Source organism: Prevotella sp. P4-51, assembly GCF_002251455.1.
In the GTDB taxonomy this organism is placed as follows: Bacteria; Bacteroidota; Bacteroidia; order Bacteroidales; family Bacteroidaceae; genus Prevotella.
The window spans coordinates 43664-57230 of record NZ_NPJM01000056.1; the positions used below are offsets into that span (position 1 = coordinate 43664).

13 protein-coding genes are annotated in these 13567 nt (G+C 49.3%); 9 read left to right on the plus strand and 4 right to left on the minus strand.

The window, feature by feature from the left end:
• Positions 1-85 precede the first annotated feature (85 nt).
• From CIK94_RS08960 to CIK94_RS08980, 5 genes are read left to right on the plus strand one after another with little or no spacing between them, the layout of a single operon-like run.
• Positions 86-754, plus strand: coding sequence for a LysE family translocator (locus CIK94_RS08960; RefSeq protein WP_022310182.1), 669 nt, complete (start codon positions 86-88; stop codon positions 752-754).
• A gap of 4 nt (positions 755-758) precedes the next feature.
• Positions 759-1307 (plus strand): DUF4924 family protein, encoded by a 549-nt coding sequence (locus tag CIK94_RS08965; protein WP_022310183.1) that lies wholly within the window; start codon positions 759-761, stop codon positions 1305-1307.
• A gap of 2 nt (positions 1308-1309) precedes the next feature.
• On the plus strand, positions 1310-2167 hold the full coding sequence (gene rfbD / locus CIK94_RS08970; RefSeq protein WP_094422714.1) for a dTDP-4-dehydrorhamnose reductase: 858 nt from the start codon (positions 1310-1312) through the stop codon (positions 2165-2167).
• A gap of 4 nt (positions 2168-2171) precedes the next feature.
• Entirely contained in the window at positions 2172-3737 is a 1566-nt protein-coding gene (locus tag CIK94_RS08975; protein ID WP_022310185.1) for a peptide chain release factor 3, read from the plus strand.
• 27 nt (positions 3738-3764) lie between these two features.
• On the plus strand, positions 3765-3998 hold the full coding sequence (locus tag CIK94_RS08980) for a hypothetical protein (protein ID WP_094422716.1): 234 nt from the start codon (positions 3765-3767) through the stop codon (positions 3996-3998).
• A gap of 8 nt (positions 3999-4006) precedes the next feature.
• On the opposite strand, the gene CIK94_RS08985 is transcribed toward CIK94_RS08980, so the two are convergent.
• On the minus strand, positions 4007-4870 hold the full coding sequence (locus CIK94_RS08985; RefSeq protein WP_094386932.1) for a hypothetical protein: 864 nt from the start codon (positions 4868-4870) through the stop codon (positions 4007-4009).
• Positions 4871-4968: 98 nt separating this feature from the next.
• On the opposite strand from CIK94_RS08985, the gene CIK94_RS08990 reads away from it, so the two are divergent.
• Genes CIK94_RS08990 through cls form a run of 4 tightly spaced genes read left to right on the plus strand, consistent with a single transcriptional unit; the run spans position 4969 to position 10424 of the window.
• Positions 4969-7371 carry a mechanosensitive ion channel family protein gene (locus CIK94_RS08990; protein ID WP_094422718.1) on the plus strand — a complete coding sequence of 801 codons (2403 nt, stop codon included), beginning with the start codon at positions 4969-4971 and terminating at the stop codon, positions 7369-7371.
• A gap of 57 nt (positions 7372-7428) precedes the next feature.
• Positions 7429-8181 carry a 3-deoxy-8-phosphooctulonate synthase gene (gene kdsA / locus CIK94_RS08995; protein ID WP_094422720.1) on the plus strand — a complete coding sequence of 251 codons (753 nt, stop codon included), beginning with the start codon at positions 7429-7431 and terminating at the stop codon, positions 8179-8181.
• Positions 8178-9140, plus strand: a complete 963-nt coding sequence (locus CIK94_RS09000; RefSeq protein ID WP_094422722.1) for an SIS domain-containing protein — start codon at positions 8178-8180, stop codon at positions 9138-9140. The genes kdsA and CIK94_RS09000 overlap by 4 nt, the downstream gene beginning before the upstream one ends.
• 18 nt (positions 9141-9158) lie before the next feature.
• The gene (gene cls, locus CIK94_RS09005; RefSeq protein ID WP_094422724.1) at positions 9159-10424 is read left to right on the plus strand and encodes a cardiolipin synthase; all 1266 of its coding nucleotides are present in this window, start codon (positions 9159-9161) and stop codon (positions 10422-10424) included.
• A gap of 17 nt (positions 10425-10441) precedes the next feature.
• Here the strand turns inward: cls and CIK94_RS09010 are convergent, their stop codons facing one another.
• The 3 genes from CIK94_RS09010 to nrdD form a co-directional block, all read right to left on the minus strand.
• Positions 10442-11038, minus strand: coding sequence for a response regulator transcription factor (locus CIK94_RS09010; RefSeq protein WP_371591382.1), 597 nt, complete (start codon positions 11036-11038; stop codon positions 10442-10444).
• On the minus strand, positions 11035-11502 hold the full coding sequence (gene nrdG, locus CIK94_RS09015; protein WP_094386927.1) for an anaerobic ribonucleoside-triphosphate reductase activating protein: 468 nt from the start codon (positions 11500-11502) through the stop codon (positions 11035-11037). Before nrdG ends, CIK94_RS09010 begins: the two co-directional genes overlap by 4 nt.
• Positions 11486-13567: anaerobic ribonucleoside-triphosphate reductase (gene nrdD / locus CIK94_RS09020; protein ID WP_254046181.1), on the minus strand; the 2082-nt coding region annotated here is incomplete at its 5' end. The genes nrdD and nrdG, both read right to left, overlap by 17 nt.

The window sequence follows — 13567 nt, forward strand, 5'->3', positions numbered from 1 at the left end:
AAAGCATCAGTTTTTTAGCCTCAGAGGACATTTTTCCAAGTTATAGCGTTTTCTTTCAAGTTAATTTATTAACTTTGCATCCGCTATGCCGTTTCCGTTTCAAATAGACATATTAGGGATGATACTCAAAGGAGTCCTGATTGGTATCATTGCATCGGCGCCTATGGGCCCCGTAGGAGTCCTGTGTATCCAGCGCACCCTCAACAAAGGGCGTTGGTATGGATTTGTCACAGGCATAGGTGCCGCCATGAGCGACATCATCTATGCTATGCTAACGGGCTTTGGTATGAGTTTTATCATGGACCTGATAACCAATCCTACCAATAAGTTCTGGCTTCAGATTAGCGGTAGCGCTATACTGCTGCTCTTCGGTGTCTATTGTTTCAAGGCCAACCCAACCCGCAACATCCACCGGGGCGGCACCAAGAAAGGGTCTCTGACACACAATGCCATCACGGCTTTCTTCGTAACCCTTTCCAATCCTCTTATCATATTCCTTTTCATGGGCACATTTGCCCAGTTTGCCTTCGTTATCCCCAACCATCCATTCGAAATGTCATTGGGCTATATCAGCATTGTGATTGGAGCCCTGATATGGTGGTTTGGTCTGTCCTGGCTCATCAACAAGATAAGAGGAAAGTTCGACGACAATGGTATTCTTATAATTAATAAGGTAATAGGAAGTCTGGTGATTGCCTTCTCTTTACTGGTACTCATCGGTACTGTCTTCAACCTCTATACAATCAGTTACTGAGAAAATGTTTGTTGCAAAAGAATTAAGGAAGAATTCGATAGCCGAATATCTTCTGTATATGTGGCAGATGGAAGACCTCATCCGTGTTTACGGCTGTTCGTTGCCTGTCATCAAACGTGAGTATATCAACAAGTTTGACTTCACCGAAGAGCAAAAGGAGGAAGAGCTTGACTGGATAGGCAATCTCATCAGGATGATGAATGAAGAGGGTAAGCGCGAATACGGTCACTTGCAGATTAACGAGGTGTTACTCAAGGATGTTTGCGACCTCCATCACCGCTTGTTACAGTCTTCCAAATTCCCATTCTACAATGCAGCATATTACAAGGCATTGCCCTTTATTGTGGAATTGCGCAACAAGGGCGATAAGGATATCAACGAAATCGAGACATGTCTCGATGCCCTCTATGGCATCATGATGCTGCGCCTGCAGAAGAAGGCCATCTCACCCGAGACCGAAAAGGCCATCAAGGAGATTACCACGCTGGTGGGTCTGCTTTCAGACTATTACATCAAGGACAATACCGAAGGACTCAAATTCGAAGACGACTGATTATGAATATACTTATCACAGGATGCAACGGACAGTTGGGCAACGAGATGCAGCTCCTGCAGCAAGCCAACAGCCAACACACATTCTTCAACACCGATGTAGCCGACCTCGACATTACGGATGCCAAGGCCATCAGTGCATTTGTCAACGAACATGAGATAGACGGAATCGTCAACTGTGCAGCCTACACCGCTGTTGACCGCGCAGAGAGCAACGAGGAACTTTGTACTCTTCTCAATGCCAAGGCTCCTGCCTATCTGGCAGAGGCCATCGAGAGCCGCAAGGGTTTCCTGGTACAGATTTCCACCGACTACGTATTCGACGGAACCAAGCATACGCCATATACCGAGACCGACACGACTTGCCCGGACAGCGTGTATGGACGCACCAAGCTCGCCGGCGAAGAGGCATGCATGACCCGTTGCCACCGCACGATGATTATCCGCACCGCCTGGCTCTACTCCACCTTTGGCAACAATTTTGTCAAGACAATGATTAAACTGGGACAGACCAAAGACCGTCTTGGCGTAATCTTCGACCAGATAGGCACTCCCACCTACGCCCGCGATTTGGCAGCCACCATCATGACAGCCATCAACCAGGGCATCATCCCGGGCATCTACCACTTCAGCAACGAGGGAGTCATCAGCTGGTACGACTTTACCAAAGCCATCCACCGCATAGCCGGCATCCAGGGATGCAAGGTAAGCCCGCTGCACACCGAGGAATACCCCACCCCAGCCCACCGTCCGCACTACAGCGTGCTGGACAAGACCAAGATTAAGAATACTTACAATATAGACATACCCTACTGGGAGGAAAGCCTGGAGGAATGTATCAAAAAACAGCAAACAACATAATAGAATGAACGAAATAGAACGTAGAAGGACCTTTGCCATCATCTCACACCCGGATGCCGGTAAGACCACGCTGACAGAGAAGTTCCTGCTCTTCGGAGGACAGATTCAGGTGGCTGGAGCTGTAAAAAGCAACAAGATAAGAAAGACTGCCACATCAGACTGGATGGATATAGAGAAGCAGAGAGGAATCTCGGTCTCTACATCGGTCATGGAGTTTGACTATCAGGACTACAAGGTAAATATCCTTGACACCCCTGGTCACCAGGACTTTGCCGAAGATACCTACCGCACGCTTACAGCCGTAGACTCTGCCATTATCGTGGTCGACTCTGCCAAAGGTGTGGAGACCCAGACACGCAAGCTGATGGAGGTGTGTCGCATGCGCAACACGCCGGTTATCATCTTTGTCAACAAGATGGACCGTGAGGGCCGCGACCCCTTCGACCTGCTCGACGAGTTGGAGAAGGAACTGCAGATACATGTGCGCCCACTGTCATGGCCCATTGGCCAGGGACTGAGATTCAAGGGTGTATACAATATCTTTGAGCAGCAGCTCAACCTGTTTACCCCCAACAAGCAGAGGGTTACAGAGAAGATTGCCGTAGATGTGGCCAGCAGCGAACTCGACCAGCATGTCGGCGAACGCGGAGCAAGCCAGCTGCGCGACGACCTTGACCTCGTCGATGGCGTATATCCCGAGTTCGATGTTGAGACCTACCGTAGCGGCGATGTTGCACCCGTCTTCTTCGGCAGTGCCTTAAACAACTTCGGTGTACAGGAGCTGCTCGACTGCTTTGTACAGATAGCACCGAGCCCACGCCCCACCAAGGCCGAAGAACGTATGGTCGAGCCCACCGAGCCCAAATTCACAGGCTTCATCTTCAAGATTACAGCCAACATCGACCCCAACCACCGTTCGTGTATCGCCTTCTGCAAGGTCTGTTCGGGCAAGTTCCAGCGCAACCAGCCCTATACCCACGTACGTCTGGGAAAGACCGTGAGGTTCTCATCACCTACGCAGTTCATGGCACAGCGCAAGTCGACAATCGACGAGGCCTACCCAGGCGATATCGTCGGACTCCCCGACAACGGAATCTTCAAGATAGGCGACACGCTGACCGAGGGCGAGCTTATCCACTTCAGAGGACTCCCCAGCTTCTCTCCCGAACTGTTCAAATACATCGAGAACGACGACCCCATGAAGTCCAAGCAGTTCTACAAAGGTCTGGAGCAGCTCATGGACGAAGGTGTGGCCCAGTTGTTTGTCAATCAGTTCAACAACCGCCGCATTGTGGGAACCGTAGGTCAGCTGCAGTTTGAGGTAATCCAGTATCGACTGGAAAACGAGTACAATGCCAAGTGCCGTTGGGAGCCCGTGCATCTCTACAAGGCCTGCTGGATAGAAAGCGATGACGAGAAGGAGTATGAGAACTTCAAGAAGCGCAAATACCAGTATATGGCCAAAGACTCTGAGGGTCGCGACGTGTTCTTGGCAGACAGCGGCTACGTGCTGTCAATGGCCCAGCAGGACTTCGAGCACATCAAGTTCCACTTCACCAGCGAGTTCTAATCCCTTAGATACCAACAGCCAATCGCAATGTTCATCCCCATGGGCATTGCGATTGTTTTTTATTCCCCCAAGCCCATCTTCACTCTTCCGGCCATGAGGGTGGCATACACAGCCTGCTGGCCATACTTAGCCCTGACCTGCCTGAGAGTAATTGCGAAGTTGGAAATAGGTAATTCGCAGTATGAAACCATGAAATCAAACCTTGAACTCCACAAATCAAACTTTGAAGTCAACTTATATGCACTGAAAAAGAAGATGTAAAGAGATGCCTATACATCTGCCGCATCCACCCCGTGATAGGCCAGCAATCCTGCCATAGGCGTACGGGCCACGGTACCCATCTTCAGCCCCTCGCGCTCTATGGCCTCAGCCAACAGGTCGCGGAAATAATAAGCCACGCTACCCACAAAACTCACGGGAAGGTCGGGGCGACGGTAGGGCTTCAGGTTGTAACGCACAAACGAGCGGAAACGCTCAAGAACCATGTCGTACACATGCTGATTGTCCAGGTGACGATGGATAAGCGGAGCAAGAGATGCCAAGAAACTGTTGGCTCGCGGCTGCTGGTAGATGCGCTGGATAACCTGGGGATAGGAAAGCTGGCAAGAGGAGTAGAACTCGTCACGAAGCTGCTCGGGAAGCTGGCCTTTAAGCAAGTCGTGCAGGAAATGTTTGCCCAAATCGGCCCCACTGCCTTCGTCGCCCAAGATGTAACCCAAAGGAGGGGTATTGGCAGCGATGCTCTCGCCATCATAGAGACACGAATTGGAGCCGGTACCGAGAATACAGGCAATACCCTCGGCGTGCTGGCACAGGGAACGGGCGGCGCCAAGAAGGTCGGACCACACGTGGAGCCCAGGAGCAAACGGGGCAAAGACCCGGGCAAGGATAGCACTGACGATGCCTGTGCCCACGGCATTGCAGCCAGCACCATAGAAGTAGATATCGAGCGTGGAAACGACGGCCCGTCTGCGGGTAACCTCTTGAGCCACAGCATCAAGCTGCTTTACGATATCATCCTCACTCTGATGGATGGGATTGATGCCCCCAGTCTGCATACGTACGACCGTTCTGTCGTCGCAGACAAGCGCCCAATCACTCTTTGTACCTCCGCAATCAGCAATAATTATCATTACTATCCTATTTTTGGTTTAATAGTACAAAATTAATAAAAATATCCTTACACAATTCGATTCTTTTGAGTAAATTTGCATGTATAATGAGAGATAATATGAAAACAAAGATATTCATGCTGCTACTGCTGCTCACAGTGGCAATGCCCTCAATGGCCGTCTTAAAGGAAAAGGACCTGTCGCACACTCTGGCCATCCTACGTCAGGAGCTCACTGGCTACAGAATAGAACTGGAACGCCAGACGGGATACCTGAAAGAGCAGCAGGACCAGATGACTATGAACATGTATTCAATCATCAACCAGTGCAGCCAGAATTCGCTGATGCTATACTCGCAGAAGTCGGGATATTTATTTGACTTGACCTACGCCTGTCATGAAGCTACAGAGATGTATCATGCGTTCAAGAAGTCGGTTATTCCCTTTGAAAACTATTTGCAGCGCTCCACGAGCGAGATAGCGCGGTTTGACTCCTTGGTAAATGTACTGAGCCAGATGAGCGACCGCACGCTGAGCGAGCACGCCGCCATAGACCGCAATGTCTGCCTCACCCTGTCTATCAACATACTCAGAACGCTGAAAAGCAACAACGAACAGATGAGTATGTACATCAAGTATTATCACAACACTGAGAGACAGCTGAGCAGTCTGAACGACTACGCCATCAAGCGTTATGGTGACATACAGGCCAGCATATTCAACAATGCCGGTGACAACTACTTCACCATACTCAGGCATATCAGTACCAACGTGAGCGAGACAACCGAAACGCTCTCGGAGAAATACAAGCCGCAGGCCAAGCGCAAGTCGCAATGGGACAGCAGGCTTATGTTTGGTCTGCTGGTAATCATCCTGTTTGGCGGTATCATTTCCATCTCGCTCAACGTGCTGCTGTTCAGGGTAGCGATAACCCGCCTGTTCAGATCACAACGCCTCATGCAGAGGGTGACACGTCTGCTGAAGACAGACAACATCAGTGCCACACACGAAACGTTTATCGGCAAGCGCACGTGTATCACCATGGCTGCAACGGTAGTAACCTTTGCCATCGTGCTGGCCATCATCAGACTGGCAGCCGACCAGAACTTCCTGATTATGGCCTGCAATCTGCTGGTAGAATATGCCTGGCTGTTGGGCGTGATACTCATCTCGCTGCTTATCCGTCTGAGCACCAAGCAGATAAAGAGCGGTTTCCGCATCTATGCTCCTCTGATTGTCATCGACTTCATCATCATCAGCTTCCGCATAGTACTGATTCCCAACATATTCACCAATCTTATCTTCCCACCCGTTCTGCTGGCCTGCACCCTGTGGCAGTGGAATGTCATCAAGCGACATGGTCACAACATCCCCAAGACCGATGTCTATTATACCTATCTTTCGCTCATCGTATTCGTGGGTGCTACCATCTGTTCATGGATAGGCTACACCCTGTTGAGCGTTGAGATGCTGATATGGTGGATAATGCAGCTTACCTGCATCCTGACCATCACCTGTCTGAAGGGCATCATCAAGGCGTACGCCGAACGCAACGGCATCCTGGCCAAACCCATCACGCAGAAATGGGCTTATAGGCTTGTCTATACGGTACTCCTGCCGGTAATGGGCGTGGTGTCGGTGATATTCTCCATCTATTGGGCTGCCGACATCTTCAATCTGAGTGATACGACCATGCGTATCTATACCAACAACTTCATAGACTCCGACAACATAAGAATAAGCATCCTCGGCATCTTCATGGCGTCCATCCTGTATATTGTCTTCGCGTATGTCAACAAGACAAGCAAGGATTTCCTAAAGCTCCACTTCGAGAAGACCGACCCCACGACCGCCGCGAGCAAGAACGTCATGGCAAAGAACGTGCTGCAGGTTGTGGTATGGGGCGTATGGCTGATGCTGGTATTGAGTATCTTCCACGTGAACAGCACCTGGCTCGTGGTCATCTCAGGAGGTCTGTCTACCGGTATCGGTTTCGCGATGAAGGACATCATTGAGAACATCTACTACGGCATATCTCTCATGGCGGGACGCATCAAGGTGGGCGACCTCATCGAATGTGACGGCATAAGAGGCACGGTGAGTTCGATATCCTACACCTCTACACTCATGGACACAACCGACGGCAGCGTGATTGCCTTCCAGAACTCCCAGCTCTTTACCAAGAACTACAAGAACCTGACAAGAAACCACGGCTATGAGGTGGCAAGCATACCATTCGGAGTGGCCTATGGCACCAATGTCAATACGGTGCGCGACCTGGTATGCAACGCGGTGAACAAGCTGAAGTGCAAGGATGCCACAAGACCTGCCAAGATGGTATTTGCCAACTTCGGCGACAACAGCATCGACTTCAAGCTCATCGTGTGGGTTCCCGTGCTGACCACCACCTACGCCAAGGGCGAAATCATGGAAACTATCTATAATGTACTGACTGAGCACAACATAGAAATTCCGTTCCCACAGCGCGACATACATATCATATCCAACGGAGACGATGCCTGATGCGGTATCTCTCCCAACAATTATAAAAGAATATAGTCAACTAAACATAAGCAAGCTATGCAACCACTATTCATTGCCGGTCCATGCGTCATCGAGAACATGGAACTATTGGAAACAGTAGCAGAGAAGTTAGTAAGTATCAACAAGAGACTCTCGACAGAGATTATCTTCAAGGCATCATTTGACAAGGCCAACCGCACCTCCATCCGCTCGTTCAGAGGGCCGGGACTGGAGAAGGGGCTGACCATGCTCAATGACATCAAGACCAAATACGGACTGCGAATCCTCACCGACATACACGAAAGCTGGCAAGCGCAACCTGTAGGCGAAGTAGTGGACGTCATACAGATACCGGCTTTTCTCTGCCGCCAGACCGACCTGCTGACATCTGCCGCCAAGACAGGTAAGATCATAAACATCAAGAAAGCACAATTCCTGAGCGGAAAGGACATGCGCTACCCCGTGGAGAAGGCGCTGGATTCGGGAGCCACCGAGGTATGGCTCACCGAAAGAGGAAACTGCTTTGGCTACAACAACCTTGTGGTAGACTTCAGAAACATCCCCGACATGAAGGAGATAGTGCCCACGGTGGTCATGGACTGCACACACAGCGTGCAGCGCCCAGGCGCTGCCAATGGCACAACGGGCGGCGACCGACAGTTCATACCCGCCATGGCCAAGGCAGCCAAGGCCTTCGGCGCCAATGGCTACTTCTTTGAGGTACACCCAAATCCGGACAAGGGACTCAGCGATGGACCGAACATGTTACCATTGGACAAACTGGAAAACTTAATCACAGAACTCTTATGACAACACAACTCACACAAATACGCCAATACGCCAAGCAGTGTCTCGAAGACGAGGCACAGGCTCTGCTGGAACTGATTCCACAGCTGGACGAGAATTTCGACAAGGCTGTCAACATGATTTACAACTGCAAGGGTAAAATCATCGTGACAGGTGTAGGCAAAAGCGGACATATCGGAGCCAAGATTGCCGCAACGCTGTCGTCAACGGGAACACCCGCATTCTTCATCAACCCATTGGATGTTTTCCATGGCGACTTGGGAGTGATGACTTCGGATGATATCGTGCTGGCGCTGAGCAACTCGGGACAGACCGACGAACTGCTCCGCTTCATCCCCATGGTACTGCACATGAACATACCCATCATCTCGATGACGGGCAACGAGAACTCGCTGCTCGCAAAATACAGCAATGCCCACATCAAGGTGTGGGTGAAGAAGGAGGCTTGCCCGCTCAACCTCGCCCCGACAAGCAGCACCACCGCCGCACTGGCAATGGGCGACGCTCTGGCAGTAGCTCTGATGGAGGTAAGACATTTCGAACCTCGCGATTTCGCCCAGTTCCACCCAGGTGGCGAGTTGGGAAAACGCCTGCTGACCACAGCTGAAGACGTCATGATAAGCCACGACTTGCCGGTAATCGACAAGGACATGAACCTTGGCGACGCCATCATACTGGTGAGCAAAGGCAAATTGGGTCTGGGTGTATCGACAGAGAACGACAAGGTTATCGGTCTGATTACCGACGGAGACATACGCAGGGCTATGGAGAAATGGCGTGAGAAGTTCTTTGACAAGAAGGTGAAAGACATCATGACGACAACACCCAAATCGGTATTGCCATCAACCAAGATAACCGAGATACAACGCATCATGCATCAATACAAGGTGCATACAGTATTGGTAGTAAACGAAGAAAACAAACTACTGGGCGTGGTGGACCACTACAGTTGCATGATTTAATACATTACAAAACCAAAGGTGAAACATATCATAACAACAATCATAGTATTGTTAGTCTGTGTCTGTGCCAACGCACAGACATCAGACTCTGTTATCGTAAACAAACTGAAGGAGAGGGGCGTAAGTTTCTCTCACAACAATTCCGTAACCTTGCTTGCTACGGGTCGGGAAAAGTTTGAGGATATGTTTCAAGCCATCAGGAACGCCCGCCACTCCATACATCTGGAGTATTTCAACTTCAGAAATGACTCGATTGCCCGCGAGCTGTTCCATCTGCTCGAAGAGAAGGCCCAACACGGTGTTGAGGTCAGAGCGCTTTTCGACGCTTTTGGCAATTCTTCCAACAACCGTCCACTCAAGCAGCGCCATCTGGACACCATACGCGCCAAAGGTGTAGAGATATACAAGTTTGACCCCATCGTCTTCCCCTGGATAAACCACGTCTTGACACGCGACCACCGCAAAATTGTGGTCATCGACGGACGCATAGCGTATATCGGCGGTATGAATGTGGCAGACTACTACATCAAGGGAACGGAAAAGGTTGGCTCATGGCATGACATGCACTGCCGTCTGGATGGCAACGAGGTAAATACGCTGCAACGTATCTTCCTGAAGATGTGGAACAAGACTACTGGCCAGAATGTCCATGGTGCCCAGTATTATCGCGGTGACTATACCGACACCTCTTACTTTACAGGGCTGAAACCAGACACCACAGAGAGTCGGGGGAAAAAGGTTGTGGGCATTATCAATCGCGAGCCTCGCACAAGCAATGATATAATCAGATATTTCTACGAGAACGCCATCAACTGTGCCCAAGACAGCATCAAGCTCATCAACCCCTACTTCACATTGAACAGGAAACTCAAGAAAGCGTTCAAGAATGCTATCAAGCGTGGTGTAAAGGTAGAGATAATGCTCTCTACCCACAGCGACATCCCTCTGACGCCAGATTGTGGCTTCTACAATGCCCACAAACTGATGAAACACGGTTGCAGGATATGGATGTACACGCCTGGGTTCCATCACACCAAGATTATCATGGTCGATGGGAAAGTGTGCACCGTGGGAAGTGCCAATCTGAATGCACGCAGTCTGAGCTGGGACTATGAAGCCAATGCTGTAATCGTGGACAGCCATACTACCCGCGAATTGGACAATCTCTTCGAAGACAACAAGAAGGACTGTTTTCTCCTGGACGAACAGAAATGGGATGAATGGCGCACCCCGTGGCAAAAGTTCAGGGGATGGGTAGGACATCTCTTGTCGCCATTCTTATAAGAAAAAAGTAAGGAATATCAGATATTTGCGATATCTACATATCCATGCGTGACAGCATAGATAGTAAGGGCCGATACGCTTCGCGCATCAAGTTTGTCCATGATGTTCTTGCGATGAGAGATGACTGTGGTCAAACCAATATGCAACTTGTCGGCAATCTCCTTGTTGATATACCCCTCAACAATCAATACCAAAACTTCTATCTCCCTATCGGTAAGTATTCCGGCATTACCGGCAGGAACATCCATAGGCAAGTTGCGTCCGCGAGAATGGGCATGCTGCTCCAGCATAAGCAGCGACTTGACCAGAATATCCTCTGACACATTGACATTAATACTATGAAAACCCGTAAGGCTTTCACTGGAAGTGGTAAGCACTATCGTCTTGCGGCTATGCTCCAGGAAGAACATGCGGTGGGCAAGGACGATATTGACCGAAACAAAGAAGTGGAAATACCTGTCTGGGACAGAAGCCTCAAACTCATTGAAGGAGCCATAGAGTTCGACATCCATAATAGGCATAATACGCTGGAGAATAGTCTTCAATCCTATTGCTGCCAACGTATTACCATCTATTACGGCAATGGCCGGTCTATGTCCTTTCTCCATCATCATCGTGACCAGAAGCGATAGGTTATATCCTGCATGTCACCCGCAGCATCCAGTTTGTAGAGACGCTGGTTGGTGGTCTTGCACTTGAGAGAACCAAGATGGGCTATGTATGGGCCCACCTTGATATAATCAAAGACGTTCTTGGATGCCTGGGAAGAGATACGGAGTCGCCCACTATACCACGCTACTCTGTAATGAGGGTATTTGGCGTGGATATAGGCAGCAAGCTGGCTAAGATAGGAAGGGTCAGAATCTCCACCCATGAAACAGATGCAGGTAATGTTGCTGCCGAACCTGGCAATGAACTCATCCAGCACTTCTGTCGTCAATGGAGCACCTACATCCTCCCAAAGGAACTTGCTGTGACACCCAGGACAGTGGCACGGGCAATTACTGATATTAATTGCCAGTGTCACCTCGTCGGGTATCTCTTGGAAAACGATGCCTGTATTAACGTACTTTAGCATAGTATCTTCTTTCTGCCTCAGCCTGTCGGGCCTGTGAGAAATTGCTTACGCGCTTGAGATAACCTATGATGCGCGTAAGATAATCTACATTCTTGCTCTTGCAGACAGGACACTCTTTGAGGTATCTCTTGTCGATGTGTCCACAGTCATTACAAACGGTATTGGGGATATTGAAGGTGAAATAGTTACAGCCTTCCTTGGCAGCTACCTTAAACAACTGCAGGTATTGGTCTTTGCTCAAATGCTCTTCAAGATTCATGTGCAGAGCCGAACCTCCAGTAAGATGTTCGATGTAAGGAGCGCCATGGAGTTTGAACTTATCAATCACAGTCAGCGAATCATCTTCCACCGCATAGAAATAAGAGTTGTAGCAATCACGGGGAACGAAATAGCCATCCTCCCTATCCCACTTGGCATGCTTAACACCCACATTCTCGGCAGGTATCATCTCGCAGTTGAACATGACTTCCTTGCTGCGGTATTGCTTGTTGTACTTCTCAACCAGTCCCAAGACTGTCTGAACGAACTCCAGATACTGGGGATTGTCATTAATCTTCAGTCCCATAAACTCGGCAGCCTCTACCAGACCATTGACACCGATGGTGAGATACTGACGGCTCAAGTTGATGTAACCTGCATCAAACAGCGGAAGCATTCCATTCTTCTGAAGTTCCTTGAGGTTCTCGTTATAAGCCAACTGCACCTTGTGGCAGAGGTCAATGACATGAGAGAGGTATTCCTTATAGTCGAGATTGTGATTGACAGCATACTGTATGCAACGATTCAGGTTGATAGTGAGCACGCTCTTCGAACCGGTCGAAACTCCACCGGCTCCCAGCGTATAGCTGAACCCATTGTCTTGTATCTCGTTACGCAGACGACAGCAAGAACTGAGGCTGTCGGCATTGTCGCTAAGATATGTGAAGAAGCTGTGACCCTCGGAGTACATCTCAGCTGCAAACTCTCCCCACTCCTTGTCCTTACATTCACCATTCTCGGTAAGCATGGCCATGGTCTCAACAGGGAAGGTAAGCACCGTCTTGGTGCGCTCCTCGTTGAACCACTTCATGAATCGTTTCTGCAACCATGACAGTCCTTCCCAATCGGGCAGGCTTCCATCGGGGAAATAGAAATTGCCAAAAAGACTATCGAAATAGTACCTGTCATAATAGGAAATATTCCAGAAAACAGCCTGATAGTTACGTGCGCCGGTGGGCTGGTTAAGAGAATAAACTATCTGCTCAAAGCTGTCGGTTATCACCTTGTCAATAGTGCGCTTCTTCAACGACAAATCAACCACCTCATCAGCTCGCTTGTAGTAGTCCTGGCCGAACTCCAGTCCAACGAAATAGTTCATATACATCAAGAACTCCGGTGTAGCGCATGCGCCAGAGAGCATAGAGCTGACCATAAACACCATATTGATGAAACCACCACAGAAAGACTTGAGGTTGGTGGGAGCGGTAGAGTTGCCGCCTATTGACGACGTGCCACCTATCAGCCAAGGGTACATGGTGATGGATGCGCAATAGTTGGCAAGCGATGTCTCATCATTCTTATATATAAAGTGGTGTGTGAGTTTGTCTATATATTCGTCCGACAGTTCCTTTCCGTACATCTTTTTGATGCGGTCGGTAAGAAGTTTACGATTAAGTCTGATAAAACTTGACTTGGGCAATTCGCCGATAAGTGTAGCGATATTCTTGTGCTCCACATTGGCATTGGCATCATACTTGGAACCTGTAGCGGCATTGGAAGCCTGCATATAATCGGTCAAGAACTTCAGGCGCTCCAAGGTTTCGCGGTCTTCAGTATGCTGCTGACGATAAAGCATAAACGACTTGGCTACCTTGAAGAAACCTTCTGCCATCAGAGCCTCTTCTACCTGGTTCTGAATATCTTCCACCTTAATATTATTATAGATATTAAGACGGCTGATAAGTTTTGAAACATTACCAAGGTCGATTGGCTCATTCACGGAGTCAAATGCCTTGATGATAGCGTTCATAATTTTGTCCATGGAGAAACGGTCTTTACACTCGTCTCTCTTGGTGATGGTGATGTT